At 60.1% G+C, this 16,788-nt stretch carries 18 protein-coding genes; 9 read left to right on the forward strand and 9 right to left on the reverse strand.

What is annotated here, in order from left to right:
- The first annotated feature begins 122 nt into the window (after positions 1-122).
- The 7 genes from P7228_RS11945 (at position 123) to P7228_RS11975 (ending at position 6,224) form a co-directional block, all read left to right on the forward strand.
- Positions 123-419: a hypothetical protein gene (locus P7228_RS11945; protein ID WP_278015466.1), complete on the forward strand. Its 297-nt coding sequence runs from the start codon at positions 123-125 to the stop codon at positions 417-419.
- Positions 420-675: 256 nt separating this feature from the next.
- Complete coding sequence (locus tag P7228_RS11950; RefSeq protein ID WP_278015467.1) at positions 676-930, forward strand: hypothetical protein; 255 nt, start codon at positions 676-678, stop codon at positions 928-930.
- A 41-nt stretch (positions 931-971) separates the two neighbouring features.
- Positions 972-1,883, forward strand: a complete 912-nt coding sequence (locus P7228_RS11955) for an IS1595 family transposase (protein WP_278015468.1) — start codon at positions 972-974, stop codon at positions 1,881-1,883.
- 559 nt (positions 1,884-2,442) lie between these two features.
- Positions 2,443-3,093: a hypothetical protein gene (locus P7228_RS11960; protein WP_278015469.1), complete on the forward strand. Its 651-nt coding sequence runs from the start codon at positions 2,443-2,445 to the stop codon at positions 3,091-3,093.
- Between the two features lie 594 nt (positions 3,094-3,687).
- Entirely contained in the window at positions 3,688-4,386 is a 699-nt protein-coding gene (locus P7228_RS11965; protein WP_278015470.1) for a hypothetical protein, read from the forward strand.
- Positions 4,387-4,730: 344 nt separating this feature from the next.
- Positions 4,731-5,723: a hypothetical protein gene (locus P7228_RS11970; protein ID WP_278015471.1), complete on the forward strand. Its 993-nt coding sequence runs from the start codon at positions 4,731-4,733 to the stop codon at positions 5,721-5,723.
- Between the two features lie 51 nt (positions 5,724-5,774).
- Positions 5,775-6,224 carry a CHRD domain-containing protein gene (locus P7228_RS11975; RefSeq protein WP_278015472.1) on the forward strand — a complete coding sequence of 150 codons (450 nt, stop codon included), beginning with the start codon at positions 5,775-5,777 and terminating at the stop codon, positions 6,222-6,224.
- A 67-nt stretch (positions 6,225-6,291) separates the two neighbouring features.
- On the opposite strand, the gene P7228_RS11980 is transcribed toward P7228_RS11975, so the two are convergent.
- From P7228_RS11980 to P7228_RS12005, 6 genes are all read right to left on the reverse strand, one after another.
- Complete coding sequence (locus P7228_RS11980; protein WP_278015473.1) at positions 6,292-6,900, reverse strand: hypothetical protein; 609 nt, start codon at positions 6,898-6,900, stop codon at positions 6,292-6,294.
- A 22-nt stretch (positions 6,901-6,922) separates the two neighbouring features.
- Positions 6,923-7,435, reverse strand: coding sequence for a septal ring lytic transglycosylase RlpA family protein (locus tag P7228_RS11985; protein WP_278015474.1), 513 nt, complete (start codon positions 7,433-7,435; stop codon positions 6,923-6,925).
- Positions 7,436-8,323: 888 nt separating this feature from the next.
- Positions 8,324-9,544, reverse strand: a complete 1,221-nt coding sequence (locus P7228_RS11990; RefSeq protein ID WP_278015475.1) for an argininosuccinate synthase — start codon at positions 9,542-9,544, stop codon at positions 8,324-8,326.
- A gap of 91 nt (positions 9,545-9,635) precedes the next feature.
- Complete coding sequence (locus P7228_RS11995) at positions 9,636-10,535, reverse strand: haloalkane dehalogenase (RefSeq protein WP_278015476.1); 900 nt, start codon at positions 10,533-10,535, stop codon at positions 9,636-9,638.
- Positions 10,536-10,537: 2 nt separating this feature from the next.
- On the reverse strand, positions 10,538-11,848 hold the full coding sequence (locus P7228_RS12000; RefSeq protein WP_278015477.1) for an SAM-dependent methyltransferase: 1,311 nt from the start codon (positions 11,846-11,848) through the stop codon (positions 10,538-10,540).
- Positions 11,845-13,158, reverse strand: coding sequence for an SAM-dependent methyltransferase (locus tag P7228_RS12005; RefSeq protein ID WP_278015478.1), 1,314 nt, complete (start codon positions 13,156-13,158; stop codon positions 11,845-11,847). The genes P7228_RS12000 and P7228_RS12005 overlap by 4 nt, the downstream gene beginning before the upstream one ends.
- 80 nt (positions 13,159-13,238) lie before the next feature.
- Between P7228_RS12005 and P7228_RS12010 the strand changes: the two genes are divergently transcribed.
- Positions 13,239-13,676 carry a DUF1801 domain-containing protein gene (locus P7228_RS12010; RefSeq protein WP_278015479.1) on the forward strand — a complete coding sequence of 146 codons (438 nt, stop codon included), beginning with the start codon at positions 13,239-13,241 and terminating at the stop codon, positions 13,674-13,676.
- Positions 13,677-13,679: 3 nt separating this feature from the next.
- On the opposite strand, the gene P7228_RS12015 is transcribed toward P7228_RS12010, so the two are convergent.
- Genes P7228_RS12015 through P7228_RS12025 form a run of 3 tightly spaced genes read right to left on the reverse strand, consistent with a single transcriptional unit; the run spans position 13,680 to position 15,849 of the window.
- The gene (locus P7228_RS12015; protein ID WP_278015480.1) at positions 13,680-14,420 is read right to left on the reverse strand and encodes a molybdopterin-dependent oxidoreductase; all 741 of its coding nucleotides are present in this window, start codon (positions 14,418-14,420) and stop codon (positions 13,680-13,682) included.
- Positions 14,417-15,079 carry a cytochrome b/b6 domain-containing protein gene (locus tag P7228_RS12020; protein ID WP_278015481.1) on the reverse strand — a complete coding sequence of 221 codons (663 nt, stop codon included), beginning with the start codon at positions 15,077-15,079 and terminating at the stop codon, positions 14,417-14,419. Before P7228_RS12020 ends, P7228_RS12015 begins: the two co-directional genes overlap by 4 nt.
- A gap of 11 nt (positions 15,080-15,090) precedes the next feature.
- Positions 15,091-15,849, reverse strand: a complete 759-nt coding sequence (locus P7228_RS12025; protein WP_278015482.1) for an SDR family oxidoreductase — start codon at positions 15,847-15,849, stop codon at positions 15,091-15,093.
- A gap of 70 nt (positions 15,850-15,919) precedes the next feature.
- On the opposite strand from P7228_RS12025, the gene P7228_RS12030 reads away from it, so the two are divergent.
- Positions 15,920-16,765 carry a PhzF family phenazine biosynthesis protein gene (locus P7228_RS12030; RefSeq protein WP_278015483.1) on the forward strand — a complete coding sequence of 282 codons (846 nt, stop codon included), beginning with the start codon at positions 15,920-15,922 and terminating at the stop codon, positions 16,763-16,765.
- Positions 16,766-16,788 lie beyond the last annotated feature (23 nt).

The raw sequence follows: 16,788 nt of genomic DNA on the forward strand, positions 1-16,788 counted from the left end.
CGCAAGGTCGACCGCCTGTCGCGCCGCGCTATGGACCCTTAACTTTCGTGCGCTAGACTGGCGGAGAGAGGGAAGGGGCGAACGCCCCCAAGTATCGGAACGACAGGGCGGAGGGGAATCCAATGAAAAAGGCACTGGTCATGCTCGGCGCGGGGGTGGTGAGCTTCCTGGTGGTGTTCGCCTTCACCACGCGCGACGAGATCGGGGCGGAGGTCGCCAACCGTCTCGACAGCGACTTCACCAAGCAATGCGTCGCCCGCGCGCAATTCCCGCCGCAGGTCGAGGACTATGCCGAGGAAATCTGCGACTGCATGAAGGCCGAATTCGACGAGCGCGAGCTAGCGATCACCGACGCCTTCGGCTCACAACGCGGCGAAATGCAGCGGATCACGCAGGAGTGTGTGCAGGAGTGGATTTGAGGAGGTCTAAGCCGATGCTGGTGAGGCAGTGGGAGGTGGCGGAGTAAGGCTATTCAAATCACGGCGCGCGAATCGCATCGCACATGATAGATCTCATTCGTACTAGAATTCCAAATGTCGCCGAGCTTGACTTGATACTGAGGTCTCGTTCGCCTTGGTTTATTTGTATTGTCTGAATTTTTACACCGATTTCAGCAACTTCTATCCTTCACATTCGCGGTGCTTTCCTGCACCTTGGAGAGCTAAGGGTTTGGAGGTGAAGGTGGAGTCATTTGGAACGATCTCGAACGGTCTTGTCGCATTTGCCAATGACGACGCTACTGAAGAGCAGATGCAATCTCGCCTTTACGAGATGATATCCTATGCGAAGGACCGCTTCCACTGGTATGAGGAGCAAAGAGAGCGAAAACTGAGCCTGGCCTTAGCGTTGGGGGCCGTGAGCGGAATATCGTTTCCGTTTATCATGGGTGACAGCCTCAATGATAATCCGGCAATTATATACTTTACTTAGCAGGTGATATCTGGCATACAATTCCTACAAGGAACGAAGCCATGAACATCGATATCACCAACCCCATCTTTCACGACGAAGCCAAGGCCACCGCGCACATTGAAGCGCAGCGCTGGAATGGCGAGCCGACTTGCCCGCATTGTGGCTCGCTGGCTGTCCGCAAGATGGGCGGCAAGACGCAAAAAGGCATGTTCCTGTGCAATGATTGCCGCGACAAGTTCACCGTCCGCACTGGCACGGTCATGGAGCGCAGCCACGTTCCCCTGCACAAGTGGTTGCTCGCCACTCACATCATGGCCGCTTCCAAGAAGGGCATGAGCGCAGCCCAGATGGGCCGCATGATCGGAGTGACATACAAGACCGCGTGGTTCCTTTGCCATCGCATCCGCGAGGCAATGGAAGGTGCGGCCCCCACTGGCCCCCTTGGCGGTCCTGACGGCACCGTAGAGGCTGATGAAACCTATGTCGGCGGCAAGGCCAAGAACCGTGCCACCCGCAAGCCTGCGAAGAAGAAAGCTGTTGTTGCCCTAGTCGAGCGCGACGGTCGCGCCCGTTCGTTCCATGTCGCCAACGTCAACGCCAAAGACGTTCGCGCGCTGGTCGTTACCAATATCGACCGTGAGAGCGCCCTGCTTACCGACGAAAGCCCAATCTATAAGAAGATGGGCAAGGAGTTCGGTTATCACGGTTCAGTCAATCACTCGGCCAAGGAGTATGTGCGCGGCGTATTCCACCACACCAATACCGCCGAGAACTTCTTCTCGATCTTCAAGCGCGGCGTGATCGGCACTTACCACCACATGAGCGAGGCTCACCTTGGCCGCTACTGTGCCGAGTTCGACCTGCGCTACAACACCCGCGAATTGACCGATGCTGAGCGCGCTAACGAAATCATCAAGGGCGGTATCGGTCGCCGCCTTACCTATCGGCGGACTGATAACGTCGCCGCCTAAGTTTGCGGAGATACCTCGACAATTTGGTGAGCGCCGCAAGCGCTGGACTTGTAGCTAAATTCAATCCACCATCGCCTTGCAGGCCCGCAATGAAGCCGAGTGGTAATCGGCCCATCGGAGCGGCTTACCTGCATATGTCGGACTGCGCCAAGGTTAAGACGGCCAACCACGCCCCGAGGGGGCAGGAGCCGGGCCTAGCGTGGATACCAACCGACACTGCCAGAGCCGATCTAGTAAGGCGATGGTGGGGAGATTGCTCGCAACCTTGCCTAGTGGTTGCACCAGAAGCTTTTCGCTCCCTCTAAGGGCTGCGAGCGCTTGCGGCCTTGGGAATCAGAAATGAAGACCAAGACCACAGTAACGATTGATGTGCAGTTGAACCTTGCAAAATGCCTTTGGCCGATTGCTTGGACCTTAATCTGCCTTCTTGCGTGAACGGCGAGGGCGGGCTTCGGCCCGTCCAAGCTTACTGTCAGAATGCGGCTTATGCGGCGTTGCCAGCATCCGCTTTAGTGCTGCCTCGCGGCGGCGTTCGGTTTCCTCTTTGGAGTAGGTGTCGGTGTCAGTAGATCCGTTAGAGTTCATACCGGGCTATGTATCACCTCTCACTGAAAAGGACCACGCCAGGATAGGTCGCATCGCCATCCTCTGGGGCCAAGTAGAGCACTTTGTCGAGGCGATACTACCCCATGTAACAGGTCTGTCTTGGGGCGAACTTGATGCGATCAAGGTCACCGACAAGCCGATTGCCTCCAAGGTCGATTTGCTGTCGCAGGCGCGTAACCGCGTCGCCGATGAAGAGCTTTGCGAGCAAATCCGAGAGTTTTGCGCGGCGATCAACGAAACCAAGGTGCAGCGTAATCACCTTTTCCATGGTGTATGGGGTTGGCGAGCCACCAACCGGACTAAAACCGTAGTCCCAGCGGCCCGCAAATCATCAAACCCAGAACAGCCGCTGAAAGCCGCTCAATTACCCAGCCTCGAAAAGAAACTGTGCCGGTGTTCTCGCCTTGGCAGCGACCTTGTCATGCATTTTCACCGTGAAGGGTATCGAGTGAAATACACGCGGTATCTCCATCACGACGGACACGACATTGAAGCATGGCTTCAACAATGGACAGAGCGTAATCCGCTGGATGATGTTGATCTGGATCGTAGTTCGTCGCCCGGACGGCTGCCCTATCTAGAGCATCCCTATCCACAAAAATGAAAGCGGCGTCGCCCATCTAGCACCTACGTTGACATCGCAGGCCCACCACATAGCGCGGATTCGCTGCTAACTAAAGTATATAATTGCCGATAATCCAATAACTCGTATCTTTGTATCACTGACAATTTTATCGGTGATTTTTACTGCAATGCTTTGCATCGGAGTGTATTTGCGAGGGCAAAATCTCAATTACACCCACAGAAAGGGGCTTGCTTCGATTAATTCTTGGTATAATTATCCTGCATCGAAGAAAAAGTTCTCGGAAGCTCGTGATGGAGTCTTTCTAACGATCTTTGGTGCGGATAAATCCCCATTTTACATTAGAAATGGCGAATCTGACCCTGAGTTTATCCAACGCCGCAAAAAAGCTCTTTCCGATAGATTTACTGAGTTCGTGAAATCCACGGACGAGATAATCAAATCCCGAAAAAAGTCCATATCAGAAGACATAGAGCAAGTTTTTATACTATATATCTTTCAGACGATGTCGCGACAAAACCTGCAAAATATGGTAAAAGTTCTTCAATACGGTGGATTGATAATAACAATTTTGGCGTCTGGTTCGGTAATTCTTGGGATATTTAGAGCTTAAAGATGCGAATCTTCGAGGCCAAATCTTTTGTCGAATGCTTTCGAGCCGCATCAGCTTATGTGCTGCATTCAGCGCGTCGAAAGAGCGACATGAATGAAATTCAAGATATAATCTTGAAGGTTTCCTTTTCAGACGAAGACGCCGAGGAGTTGGCTCGCTTCGTCGAAAAGGTATCGAGCGATGACCGTTTTCGATTTGGGTTGGAAAAAGCCACTAGAGCGTATGTGCGAGAAGTCGATAGTATCACCAAGCCAAGCTATATCGGCAGGCTGAAAGATTACTGCTTCATCAAGCCAGGTTCAAACGATTTTGCGGGTATTGCCCAGTTCGACGTTTTACAAAGGGTGGTTGCCGAGACTCCGCAAGCATCCAATTTGGTGCTTGCTGTCCACCATCCAAGTGACATTGAGGACGGATTTCGACCCGGATATGTCCCATGCCTTTCATTTATCGACGTAAAGTACAGGCACGGTAGCTTGTCGGTTAAATTTTTCTTTCGAAGTTGTGATTTTCAGGAAGTGCTTTTGTATGATCTATACTTTTGCATAAAGATCTTTGAGAAAATTGAAGCTATATTCAAAGAAAATGAGAAAGTAGTAATAGAAGATAGGTGTGCTATATTCTACTTTAGCCGAGCATTTTTCTATAAGCGGAGATCCCACCTTCTGCAGGGTGTGTTGGACATGGCGGATGTCGGATGACTGGTTACAACCATATATGAACGAGTTTATCGTCCTTTTTGCTGTTCGCGCCGGCTATTGAGAATAGAGATGTTGGAGTAGCGGACTACGGCTCAGAAGCGCTTGAGTTTCGGCACTGTCCTACACGCCCAGTCTCGCATAACTAGTCCGGTTCCCCTCCGTCCTCCCATGAGGTGAACCGACATGACCATCCAACAGTTTGTTGTCCGCACGCCGTCCGGCGCGCGACATCCTCGCGGCTTGCGGACAAGTCCGCGCCGCTGCGGGCGGGCAGTCGCCCTTGCACTCGCCCCCCGTTTCACAGGTGCCTCGCGTTTTGTCGCCGATCAGGGAGGGCATTCCTGATGACCGTACAACTGCCGGTTCCCTATGAGTACGAGCACAAGCCAATATTCTCCCCGCAATCGCAGTCAAAATTCCTCGAACACCTTGCGACAAGCGGCAATGTAAGGCTCGCGTGCAAGGCGGCGGGGGTCAGCCCGCAGACCGCCTATCGCGCGCGGCGCAAGTCCGCTCACCTTGCCGCCATATGGGATGCGGCGCTGCTCTCGGCCCGCCACCATGCCGAGGAGGTGCTGGCCGACCGTGCGCTCAACGGGGTCGAGGAAGCGGTCTACTATCACGGCGAGGAGGTCGGCGCGCGGCGTCGCTATTCCGACCGCCTGCTGCTCGCGCACCTGGCGCGGCTCGACAGACTGGCCGAGCGGGCGGAAGTGGCCGAGGCGCTCGCGCGGCTCGACGATGCGATCGAAGGGCTGGGGCGGGGCGAGGAGCTTCCCCACACCGCTCACCCTGAGCCCTTCGACAATGCTCAGGACAGGCCTGTCGAAGGGCGAGCGGAGGACCAGGCTACCCTCCTTCGACAAGCTCAGGATGATCGGTTTTCTTTGCATCAGGACCGTGTTCCAAGTGTTCCATCCAGTAGGGATTCCCACCCCGAAACCCCCGCGAAACCCGTAAAGCCCTGCCGCGATTGCGGCGGGATGTGCGACACGCCGCGCGCCGTGCTGGGGCCGGGCGATTGCCAGTTTCTCGACAACCGGCGCGACCGGATGGAGGCGGCGCGGCCCTTCGACGCTCCCACGCCGCGCGACCTCGCCGAAAGCCATGCGCAGGTCTGCGCCATCGAGGCGTTCCAGCTCGAGGCTTTCGAGGCCGAGGGGCACGAATGGTGGCTGGTGACGAGCGAGGAGGAACTGTGCGCCTCGGCCCTGCACGGGATGAGCGAGGAGGAGCTTGCGCGGCTCGGAGGCGACCTGCTCCCCACTGCGGCGGAGGGAGGGCTGGCGGAGGCTGGGGCGGGGCCGGTGCAAAGCGCCTTCCGCGACTCGCGCTAGAGGCGTACAATCCGGCTCGCGGGGTGGCGCGCCTCGCGGAAAGGATATGTCATGAAACGAGCGACTTGGTTGATTGCAGGGGCGGCCGCGCTGGCCGGGGCCGGCATGGCGGCAGGCGCGGCGCAGGCGCAGAACAACCTCGCCTATATCGGCACCGCCCTGTTCGGCGAGGAAGAGGTGGGGCACAAGGGCGCGGGCGAGGATGCCACGGGCGATTTCTCCGCCGAGCTCGACCTCAAGGCGGGGCGCATGTGCTACATGCTCGAGATCCAGGGGCTGGAGGGCTTTACCGCCGCGCACCTGCACGAAGGGCGCAAGGGCGCCAACGGCCCGCCGGTCGTGACGCTGCAGCTGCTGGGGGATGACGGCGAGGACGTGTGCGTCGATGTCGATCCCGAACTGCTCAAGAAGATCGCGCGGCGCGAGGACGCCTATTACGTCAACGTCCACACCGAGGCGTTTCCGGAAGGGGCGATCCGCGGGCAGCTGGGCGACGAATAGGCGCGCGCGCCGCTGGGCGGTGCGTGCGTCGATAGCGCCGGGGCGGTGAGGGCAGGGCGCCGGGCGCCTAGCTCTGGCTCAGCGATTCCATCAGCTGGGCGAGCCCGTCCTGCTCCTCCTGCGTGAGCTCGGTCGGCTCGCAGCGCGGGTCGGTCTTCTGCAGGGCGCGGATCATCGCGTCGGTGATCGGGATCGGGTCGCAGCCGTGGTCGAGCTGGCAGATCATGTCCCATTGCGGCTCGGCCTTGGCGTGGCATTCGAGGCAGTTGTTGCCGAAGCGGTTGACCACGTCCTTGTGCCCGCGGGTGAGGATCTTGGTGCCCCCGGCGGAGATGTCGAGGTCGAAGAACTCCCAGTCGTTGGTTTCTTCGCTGAAGCCGGGGGCGCGCTTGACCATCACCTCGGTCGGCACCAGCTGCACGACCGAGCCGGTAGGGTAGGTGCCGCCGGTTTCCGAGCGCGCCACGGCGAGCGTCGCGTCGAGGTCGCCGTCGAGATTGCCGACGAAGAAGCGGTCGACCGGCTCGAGATCGCGGATGCAGCCGAAGCTGTTGGCGGAGATAAGGTCGGAATTGCGCGGTGCGCCGGAGTCGTCCTGCTCCTCGGCCGGGTTCGACCCGCAAGCCGCGAGGCCCAGCGCCAGCGCGGCGCCGGTCAAAGTCTTCAGGATTTTCATTCGTTGCCCCCTCTTCCCACCGTCAAGGACTGATCAGTTCCAGCTCCACCGTACCATGTCCGCGCGCGACGAGTCCGATTTCTTCCGCTGCGGCGCGGCTGAGGTCGATTGTGCGCTTGTACGAGAACGGCCCTCGGTCGTTGATCCGGACCACGACTGAGCGTCCGTTGCGGGGGTTGGTGACCTTGACCAGGCTGCCGAAGGGCAGGGTACGGTGCGCGGCGGTGAGGCCGTGCATGTCGAAGGTTTCGCCACTGGCGGTGCGGCGGCCGTGAAACTTGCGCCCGTAATAGGACGCGATGCCGGAGCCGATACCGGTGGAATTGGCTGTTTCGATCGGCGGCTCGATCGCGTCGATATCGACGGCATGCGCGAGCGGCTCTGCCGGGATAGGCAGCGTCTCGAATTTTGCGAAGCTGTGATCGAATGAATCGCCACTGGGGACCGGCTGCACCAGGTCTTCGGAGTGACCGGCAGTGCCGGAGAGCAGCAATGCGGCAGCCAGTGCGAAGCTGCGAAACGCGCGTTGGGCCATTGAATTGGACCTCCCGTTCGGTTCGCCGGCTATAGCCGAGCGACCGGCGCGAGTCCTTAACGCGCGGTGCGGTCGCCTCAATCCGGCCACGTTCCGTCGCGGAATCCCGGATTGAAACGCTTTCCTACCGCCGCACCGATATGCTTGGAGGACCGACGAGCCAATGTTGGGAGGGATTGGCGGTGTTCTTTGAAATTCTCGGTTGACGTGGGCGAGGGCGCTAAAAGCAAATGGGGCCGACCCGAAGGTCGACCCCACTCTCACCGACGCGTGGGCTTCTCTTCTGGCGAACCTTCCGAGGAGCGCTTGGCATCCGATGTCTCACCTCCGAACGGGTCGGAGGATTTCGTCACCGGCGCTCGCGCCGGCATCCGGTTCCTCCATCCAGCGGTTTCAACGCTTCCTGGCCGAAGCCATTCCATGTTGCACCTGCCTTCCGGCGGTACCGAGACCGATCACCCTTAGTGGCCCTTGATCTCAAGCGGACAGATTTCCAGCCGAAGCCTTTGACCTCTCCTTCGATCGCAGACCGGATGTCCGGCCTTACCAGTGAAATTGCTATCGCGTTCCTCTCAAACAACCGTACTTGCTTCCGGTTTGACCCTTCTGCATGTCCGGTCTCAAAGACCGCGTGGACAGTTTCCACTGCGTCGGAAGTTCCTAAGAACCTCTTAGAAATCAACTCGTTAGAGCCAGATTTCCGAGAAGGTTTTGTTCCCTTCCGATGAGTTAAGACTGCTCTCGCGGAGTGAGTCGCGCAAGTCTGGCAACCCCGAGTTTTCCACTTTTCCCCGAGACTCCTGTGGACGGGAGTGGATAACTCAACGATTCATCGCAAAGATTTTCGAAGCACCTAACGAACGCATTTCGCGAGCGCTTTCAAGCGCATCATTTGCGGTGATTTCGCCGCGCCAGCAGGCGGAGGCGAAGGGCATTGAGCTTGATGAAGCCCTCGGCGTCTTTCTGATCGTAAGCACCGGCGTCATCCTCGAAAGTGACATGCGCTTCCGAATAGAGCGAGTTCGGGCTCTTGCGGCCGACCACGCTGGCGAGCCCCTTGTAGAGCTTGAGCCGCACGGTGCCTGAAACATTCTGCTGGCTGTGGTCGATCGCCGCCTGGAGCATCTCGCGTTCGGGCGCGAACCAGAAGCCATTGTAGACCAGCTCGGCATAGCGCGGCATCAACTCGTCCTTGAGATGCGCCGCGCCGCGATCGAGCGTGATCTGCTCGATCCCGCGGTGGGCACGGGCGTAAATCTCGCCGCCCGGTGTCTCGTACATGCCGCGGCTCTTCATGCCGACGAAGCGATTCTCGACCAGATCCAGTCGGCCGATGCCATGCTTGCGGCCGAGATCGTTGAGCGCTGCAAGGAGCGTCGCCGGGCTCATCGCCGCGCCATTCAGAGCCACCCCGTCTCCCTGTTCGAAGTCGATGGTGATGTATTCGGGCGTGTCGGGTGCATCTTCGGGATTGATCGTGCGCGAATAGACATAGTCGGGCGTCTCTTCCCATGGGTCCTCGAGCACCTTGCCTTCGGATGAGGTGTGCAGGAGGTTGGCGTCGGTCGAGAAGGGGCTCTCGCCGCGCTTGTCCTTGGGCACCATGATCTGGTGCGCTTCGGCCCAGGCGATCAGCGCGGTACGACTGGTGAGGTCCCACTCGCGCCAGGGTGCGATGACCTTGATGTCCAGATCGAGCGCATAAGCAGACAGTTCGAATCGCACTTGGTCGTTGCCCTTGCCGGTCGCGCCATGAGCGATGGCATCGGCGCCGGTTTCATGCGCGATCTCGACGAGTCGCTTTGAGATCAGGGGGCGGGCGATGCTGGTGCCGAGCAGATAATCGCCTTCGTAGCGGGCGTTGGCGCGCATCATCGGGAAGACGAAATCGCGTACGAATTCCTCGCGCAGGTCTTCGATGAAGATGTGCTTGTCCGGAATGCCCATGGCGCGGGCTTTCTCGCGCGCGGGTTCGATCTCCTCGCCCTGTCCGAGGTCGGCAGTGAAGGTGACAACTTCGCAGCCGCGTTCGACTTCAAGCCACTTGGCAATGACGGAAGTGTCGAGGCCACCGGAATAGGCGAGGACGACGCGCTTGATATCGGACATCTTGTTAATCCCACTGAGAACGCGGGCGCGGCTAGCAGGCGCGAGGGCGCGGGGCAATCAAGAAGGGCTAGGGCGAGCCAAACCCGCTCGATCAGCCGGGCGCGATTCCGGCGGCCTTCGCGGTGTCGATAATCGCTTCGACAAAGCCCTGCGGATCGTCCTCCTGGATGAAATGTCCGCCGCGCAGGGTGCGGTGCAACCGGTGGTTGCTGCCTGGAACACGACCGATGAAATTTGCCTCACCGCCGCGCGTGATCGGGTCGCCATCGGAAAACGCGCAGGTAAAGGGCTTGTCGAAACGCTCCAGGACCTCCCACGCAGCAAGCTGGTCGGGCACCGCGACATTTTCGCCCAGTGGCACCAGTTGCGGGAAGATGCGCGCGCCCGCCTTGCTGGCGCGAGTGGGGAAGGGGGCATCATAGGCCGCGACTTCGGCATCGCTGAGCTCGGTCTTGGTGGCACGCTGGAGTATTCCGCCGATCGGGAAGATGGGGCTGTAACGCGCAAACCGGCGCCAGGCGGCAAAGGCCTTGGGCGCCTCCTGACCGGCAGGCAGGCCGCCGTTGGACAGCACCACCCCGGCAAAGCGATCGGGCATGGCGGCGACGAGCCTCAAGCCGATGAGCGAACCCCAGTCCTGGCAGGCAAGGATTACGTTGTTGAGGCCAACCGCTTCGAACCATTCGCGCATCCAGGCGAAGTGGCCGGCATAGCTGTAATCGCTCTTCGAGGTCAGCTTGTCGGACTTTCCGAATCCGATCAGGTCCGGGGCGACGGCGCGATAGCCCGCCGCGACCACCAGCGGGATCATCTTCCGATAGAGAAAACACCAACTCGGCTCGCCATGCATCATCAGCACGGTGGGCGCGTCGGTCGGTCCTTCATCGAGGTAATGGACCCGCAAGCCACCGGAGAGTTCGCAGTAATGCGGCGCGAAAGGGAAATCGGGCAGGTTCGCAAAGCGCTCGTCCGGGGTGCGGTAGACTGCCATCGTCAGTTACCTGCTGCCGGAGAGAACTCACTCTCTTGCTCAAAAAAGGCCGACGCAGGGGCCTGTGCGGGCTGCTGCAGTCGTGCCTCTTCCTCCGCCATGTAACCGCGTGTGATCGGCAACGTTCGGCGGTTCATCGCGTACTGGATCTGGTAGACGCACATGCTGCCTGTCTCCATCACCGTGGCGCCGCCGGCGAGATAGAACATCCACATGCGGTAGAAGCGCTCGTCCATCATCTCGATGATGGCATCCTTGTGCTTGATGCAGTTGTCGTACCAGGCGCGGATCGTCGGCGGATAATGCAGTCTCAGGGTCTCGATATCGGTGTGCATCAGTCGCGATTTCTCGCTCGCCGCGAGCGTCTCCGACAGCGCTGGAATGTACCCGCCGGGGAAGATGTATTTGAGCGTAAAGGCGTCGGTATGCCCCGGCTGGCCATAGCGCCCCATGGTGTGAAGCAGCATCACACCGTCGTCGGTCATCAGCTTGCGCGTGCAGTCGAAGAAGGTCTCGAACTGTGGCCGTCCTACATGCTCGAACATGCCGATCGAGGCGATGCGATCGTATTTGTGCCCTTCGGCGGCCAGATCGCGATAGTCCTTGAGCTCGAAGGTGACGCGGTCGGCAACACCCGCTTCCTCGGCCCGCTCCACCGCCAGCGCAAGCTGCTCGTCGGCGAGGGTGATGGCGTGGACGGTGACGTCGTAATGCCTGGCAAGATAGATTGCGAGACCGCCCCAGCCGCAGCCGATGTCGAGTACCTTGTGGCCCGGCTCGAGCGCCAGTTTGGAGGCGATATGCGCCAGCTTCGCGGTCTGCGCATCCTGCAGATTGTCGACCCCTTCGGGCCAGTAGGCGCAGCTGTACTGCATGTGATCGGGATCGAGCATCAGCTTGTAGAGATCGTTGCCGATATCGTAATGATGCGAGGCGTTCTTGCGCGAGCTCGCTGCCTTGTTGAACGAGGTGAGGATGAAGCGAGCCGATTCCGTCAAGCGATTGAGGAAGGAGGGCGGCATGATGTCCGACCCTTCTTCCCAACTGGCGTTCATGCGCAGGAGCTTGGCCAGCTCCATGATGTCGCCTTCCTCGATGACGATGCGCCCATCCATATAGGCTTCGCCCGCACCCAGCCGGGCATCGCGCAGGATATCCGCGGCGACCTTGTTGTCGGTGAGCCGGAGCGTGATCTCGGGATAACCCTGGGCAGGCTGGCCGACGTCGTAACTCTCTCCCGATGCCGTGATCAGCTTGATGCGACCTCGTTTGATCGCGGGCTGGAGAAACTTCTCGACCAGTGCCTTGCTCATTCGGCCGCCTCCTTTAGCGCAGGGTCGAAGCGCCACTGTGGCACCTCGGCCAATTCGCGCAACCGCGCGCTTTCCTCGTGAATATATTCGCGCGTCATCGGGATGGCGCTGCGGTCCTTCACGTACTGCAGCTGCCAGTTGATCATCGTGCCGTTGCGGAAGCTCTGTTCGGCCCCGGCGAGATAGAACAGCCACATGCGATAGAACTGCTCGTCATACATCGCCTCGATTTCCTCGCGGTGCATGACGGTGCGATTGTACCATTCCTCTAGCGTGTGCGAGTAGTGGAACCGCATCGCCTCGACGTCGGTGACCTGCCAGCCGTATTGCTCGCTCTGGGTGACGAGCTCCGAAAGCGCGGGGATGTATCCGCCCGGGAAGATGTACTTGCGGGTCCAGGCATCGGTGAAGCCCGGCTTGCCCGACCGGCCGCAGCAATGGCTGATCATCACCCCGTCCTTGGCGAGGATGCGGTTGGTGTGCTCGAAGAATTGCGGGTAGTGGATCGTGCCGACATGCTCGAGCAGGCCGACCGAGGAAATGCGGTCGAACGTCCCCTCTACGTCGCGATAATCCATCAGCTCGAACTTGACCTTGTCGGCGACACCGGCGGCCTCGGCGCGTTCATTGCTGAACGCTATCTGGTCGGGCGCAAGCGCAACGCCCAGCACCTCCACATCGTACATCTTGTTGAGGTAGAGCGCGAAGCCGCCCCAGCCGCACCCGATGTCGAGCACCCGCATGCCGGGCTTGAGGTACATCTTGGCGGCGAGATGCGCCTTCTTGTCCATCTGCGCCTTTTCGAGCGAGGTGTTGAACGGATCCTCGCGATAATAGGCCATGGTGTACTGGCGATCCTCGTCGAGGAAACGCTCATAGAGCTGCCGCGTCAGATTGTAGGTGTGCTCGGCGTTCTTGCGTGCCGAAGCCCGCATGTTGATCCCGTCGAGCGCAGCGATGGTTTTCTGCGCGACCTTGCGCAGCGGCCCCTTGGGCTTGAGCGAGGCCTCGCCCAGCCGCTTGGCATTCATCGTCACCAGCAGGGTCATGTCGCGGATGTCGTGCGGTTCCTCGACCACCAGCCAGCCCCACATATAGGCCTCGCCCGCGCCGAGCTGCGGGTAGCGCGCGATATGCGCAGCGGCTTTCTTGTGGGTCAGGCGGATGTGGATGGGGCCGGGCCGACCACCGACTTCGGGCGGATAGTTCCCTGCGTCCATGCCATACGTATAAGTCTTGCCGTCATGATCGGTGACGATCAGCTGTCCATGCTTGATCGCCTTGGTCAGAAACTTGTCGAGCAACCACATTGTTGTTTTGTCCCCCAAAACTCTCCTACAACAAACTGCGACGGGCGTGCTGGGCTGTCAATGCGAGAGAGGAGAGAACAATGGCTGAGGCCAAAACCCAGATCACCGACGTCGACCCGAGCGAGTTCATCGCGAGCGTGGAGCCCGAACGCCGGCGCGAGGAGGCCAGGGTGGTGGACGCGCTGTTCCGCAAGATCACCGGAATGAAGCCCAAGATGTGGGGGCCATCGATAATTGGATACGGCGAATACCGGACGACCTACGACAGCGGACGCGACGTGCACTGGATGCGCACCGGCTTCTCGCCGCGCAAGGCCAAGCTCTCGCTCTACCTCATGGGCGGTTATTGCGACGAGGCCGCCGGCAAGCGGCGCGACGCGCTGCTCAAGAAACTGGGAAAGCATTCGACCGGGAAAAGCTGTCTCTACATCAACAAATTGGCCGATGTGGACATGAAGGTGCTGGAAGAGATGATCGCATCCGACTGGGACGCGATGCAGCGAAAATATCCGGACTAGGATCTAGATGCCCGCGTACCATTGGTAGCCGGCGCGATCTTCCCAATAGCCGCCCTTGCCGCGGCCTATTTCGTCGAGGCTGGCAACCGCTTCGATCACGGTGAGGTATTTCGGGTGCTTGTAGCCTAGCTGCCGCTCGATCCGCATCCGCAGCGGCGCGCCATTCTTCTCGGGAAGCGGTTCGCCATTGAGCATATGCGCAACGATGGTTTGCGGGTGATAGGCATCGACCATGTCGACGCTTTCGTAATAGTCGTCGCCATTGAGATTGTCGGCACAACGGAAGACGATGAAATTGGCACCTTCCTGCACTCCGGCTGCGTCGAGCAGTAGCGAGAGTTGCGGGCCGGTCCATTCGCCGATCGCGCTCCATCCTTCGACGCAGTCGTGGCGGGTAATCTGTGTGCGCTGGGGCAGGCGCCGAATATTGTCGAGACTCAGGCTCAGCGGCGTATCCACCAGCCCGCGCACCTCCAGCCGCCAGTCGGGAAAACCATCTGCGAGTTGCGCTCGGTAAGCATCGCTGTCGACCGTTTGCGAACCGTTTCCACGGAAGGTTGGCGACAGGTCCGCGCGCGAATACTCCCGGGCTAGCGCCTGCTTGCCGGCCAGCGCGCGATGCGCCTTGCGATGCCAGTCCTCGGCGGATGAGAAAAGCGCCTTGCCCGTCTCGCTGTCCGCCACCTTCGAACAGCCCGCCGCCAGCAGTCCCGCCATGCCGGCCAGGAGATTCCGCCGTCTCATGTCGTGCCTCCCGTAATCATGTCGCGTATCTGCCGGAACGGCCCGGTGAGCAGCACCAGTGCGATGTGCACGACGAAGAATGCGAATATCGCCCAGGCAAAGATGAAATGCAGCGACCTCGCGCTTTGCCGTCCGCCGAGCAGGTCCACCAACCAGGGAGCAGCCGGTTCGAAGCCGGGGCTGATGGCGAGTCCAGTAAGAATCATCATCGGCAGGAACACGCCGAGCACGACGCCATAGGCAAGCTTCTGCAGGAAATTGTACTTCGTCCCCTCATGCTCGAAGTTGAGCTTCAGGTGCTGGACGACATCGTGCCAGACTGCGACTGGCTTCCACTCGCGACGCGACGTCATGATGTCGCGCTTGAAGTGCCGATTTGCCAGCATGGCGATCCACATGAAGAGCAGCCCTAGCGCGAAGGGCCAGGCCATCAGGATGTGCCAGTCTCGCGCCTTGGCCAGGCTGTAGTAATCGGGGATCGTCGCCCAGCCGGGGAATCGCGGCACTACCAGCCATGCATCGGCCGGGTCGAAGCCATAGTCCCCCCAATAAAGGAAGCGGTGCGCATTGGAGATGTTCAGCCCGCTCATGAACAGCACGACCAGGCAGATCAGGTTGAGCCAGTGCCACAGCCGGGTCGAGAGTGCGTGCTTCTTCATCGGCCCAGTCCCTAGCTTTGTTCGCGCGCGAGATAGATGACGTCGCGCGGCTGGTGGAGCAGGTGCTGGCCGCTGTCGACGAACAGGGTTTCGCCGTTGCGAAGGGCGCCTTGCGCCAGGAAAAGCGCGGCCTGCGCTACCTCCTCCGCACCGGTGCGCCGCTGCAGGGGATTGAGCCGATGCGATCTTTCCGCCTCTTCCGGCGTCTGGTCATGGCTCGGCAGGATCGCCCCCGGCGCGAGGCCATAGACCCGGTCCCGCTCACCAGCCGCGCCCATCGCCAGCATGGGAATAGTGGCATCCAGCGCGTGCTTGCTCATGGTGTAGCTGAAGAAATCGGGATTCGGGTTCTCCAGCTTCTGGTCGGTCACCTGGATGACCGTGCAGCCTGCCGCGCTGCGCGAACGCGACAGGAAGACCTGCGCCATGAGGGCGGGGGTGACGGCGTTGACCTGCATTGCCTGGCGGTTCGTCGTGACATCAAGCAAGGTTACATCGTCGGGCTCGAACACCGAAGCCGAGTTGACCAACACGCGCCAGTCTTCGAGTCGATGCGACAGGTCTTCGAGCATTCGAATGGCAGCATCGGCATCGGCCAGATCGCATTGCACCGTTTCGGCCGAGGGCAGGGTCCGCGCCAGCGCCTCAGCTTCGTCGTCTGAGCCAAGGTAATGGATCACGACGTGCCAGCCATCGTCGGCAAAGGCTCGCGCGATCGCGGCTCCGATCCGAGCTGCTCCCCCTGTTACCAAAACCGCTGGTCTAGCCATTTTTTCTATTGAGCAGTTTTGGCCGGGATTGCCTAGGTTGCGTTGATCAACCCGGCAAAAGGAACGCGCGATGAAACTCGATCTGGTGGATGTCTTCGGCTCAGGACCGCTCAGCGGGAACCCCTTGGGCGTGGTTCATGGCGCAGACGATATGACCGCGGAACAGATGCTGAGGCTGACCCAGTGGTTGGGCTTCTCCGAAACTACGTTCCTGCTCCCGCCGACCGATCCCGCCGCCGATTACCGCGTACGCATCTTCTATCCGGGCGGTGAGTTGCCGTTTGCCGGACACCCGACACTCGGCAGTTGTCACGCCTGGTTGGAGATGGGTAGCACTCCGAAGCGCGGCGATGTGATCGTGCAGGAATGCGGCGTCGGCCTGGTCGAAGTGAAGCGCGATGGCGATCGGCTCGCGTTCCGCGCGCCCGAATTCACCAGGTACGGCCCGATGACAGAGGATGAGCGGGCCGAAGCGATCCGGCTGACGGGGGTCGACCCTGATGCGGTGGTGGAGGCGGTTCACGTGTCTAACGGCCCGGAATGGCAACTCCTGCGCTTGCGGTCCGATGCCGATGTTCTTGCTGCGGATCCCGCGCCCAAGGCGCCGCTAGGTACGGATATTGGGCTGGCTGGTCCTGGCGGCGAAGGTTCGCCGGTCGATTGGGAAATCCGCGCGTTCTTCTCCGATACGGTCGGGCGATTCCGCGAGGACCCGGTAACGGGAAGCTTCAACGCCGGGGTCGCACTGCACCTGTTTCGCAGCGGCTTGGCGCTGAGTGCCTATCGTGCAGCCCAAGGGCGCAAGATCGGCGCGGACGGTCTCATCATCTGTGAGGATGATGGCGCAGGCAGCGCCTGGATCGGGGGCACCAGCACAACCGTGAGCTCACAGGGACTGCTCCCCGAATTTGCCTGAGACAAAGAAAAAGGCGCGCCCAC

Origin of the sequence: Altererythrobacter sp. CAU 1644, assembly GCF_029623755.1 — a bacterium.
GTDB lineage: Bacteria > Pseudomonadota > Alphaproteobacteria > Sphingomonadales > Sphingomonadaceae > Erythrobacter > Erythrobacter arenosus.

Excerpts from the sequence above, each read along its gene's own strand:
- P7228_RS12025 (WP_278015482.1), bottom strand. The coding sequence starts at position 15,849 with ATGGCTAGACCAGCGGTTTTGGTAACAGGGGGAGCAGCTCGGATCGGA.
- P7228_RS11945 (WP_278015466.1), top strand. The coding sequence starts at position 123 with ATGAAAAAGGCACTGGTCATGCTCGGCGCGGGGGTGGTGAGCTTCCTG.
- P7228_RS12015 (WP_278015480.1), bottom strand. The coding sequence starts at position 14,420 with ATGAGACGGCGGAATCTCCTGGCCGGCATGGCGGGACTGCTGGCGGCG.
- P7228_RS12020 (WP_278015481.1), bottom strand. The coding sequence starts at position 15,079 with ATGAAGAAGCACGCACTCTCGACCCGGCTGTGGCACTGGCTCAACCTG.
- P7228_RS11965 (WP_278015470.1), top strand. The coding sequence starts at position 3,688 with ATGCGAATCTTCGAGGCCAAATCTTTTGTCGAATGCTTTCGAGCCGCA.
- P7228_RS11955 (WP_278015468.1), top strand. The coding sequence starts at position 972 with ATGAACATCGATATCACCAACCCCATCTTTCACGACGAAGCCAAGGCC.
- P7228_RS11985 (WP_278015474.1), bottom strand. The coding sequence starts at position 7,435 with ATGGCCCAACGCGCGTTTCGCAGCTTCGCACTGGCTGCCGCATTGCTG.
- P7228_RS12005 (WP_278015478.1), bottom strand. The coding sequence starts at position 13,158 with ATGTGGTTGCTCGACAAGTTTCTGACCAAGGCGATCAAGCATGGACAG.
- P7228_RS12000 (WP_278015477.1), bottom strand. The coding sequence starts at position 11,848 with ATGAGCAAGGCACTGGTCGAGAAGTTTCTCCAGCCCGCGATCAAACGA.
- P7228_RS11970 (WP_278015471.1), top strand. The coding sequence starts at position 4,731 with ATGACCGTACAACTGCCGGTTCCCTATGAGTACGAGCACAAGCCAATA.
- P7228_RS11995 (WP_278015476.1), bottom strand. The coding sequence starts at position 10,535 with ATGGCAGTCTACCGCACCCCGGACGAGCGCTTTGCGAACCTGCCCGAT.
- P7228_RS11980 (WP_278015473.1), bottom strand. The coding sequence starts at position 6,900 with ATGAAAATCCTGAAGACTTTGACCGGCGCCGCGCTGGCGCTGGGCCTC.
- P7228_RS11975 (WP_278015472.1), top strand. The coding sequence starts at position 5,775 with ATGAAACGAGCGACTTGGTTGATTGCAGGGGCGGCCGCGCTGGCCGGG.
- P7228_RS11990 (WP_278015475.1), bottom strand. The coding sequence starts at position 9,544 with ATGTCCGATATCAAGCGCGTCGTCCTCGCCTATTCCGGTGGCCTCGAC.
- P7228_RS12030 (WP_278015483.1), top strand. The coding sequence starts at position 15,920 with ATGAAACTCGATCTGGTGGATGTCTTCGGCTCAGGACCGCTCAGCGGG.
- P7228_RS12010 (WP_278015479.1), top strand. The coding sequence starts at position 13,239 with ATGGCTGAGGCCAAAACCCAGATCACCGACGTCGACCCGAGCGAGTTC.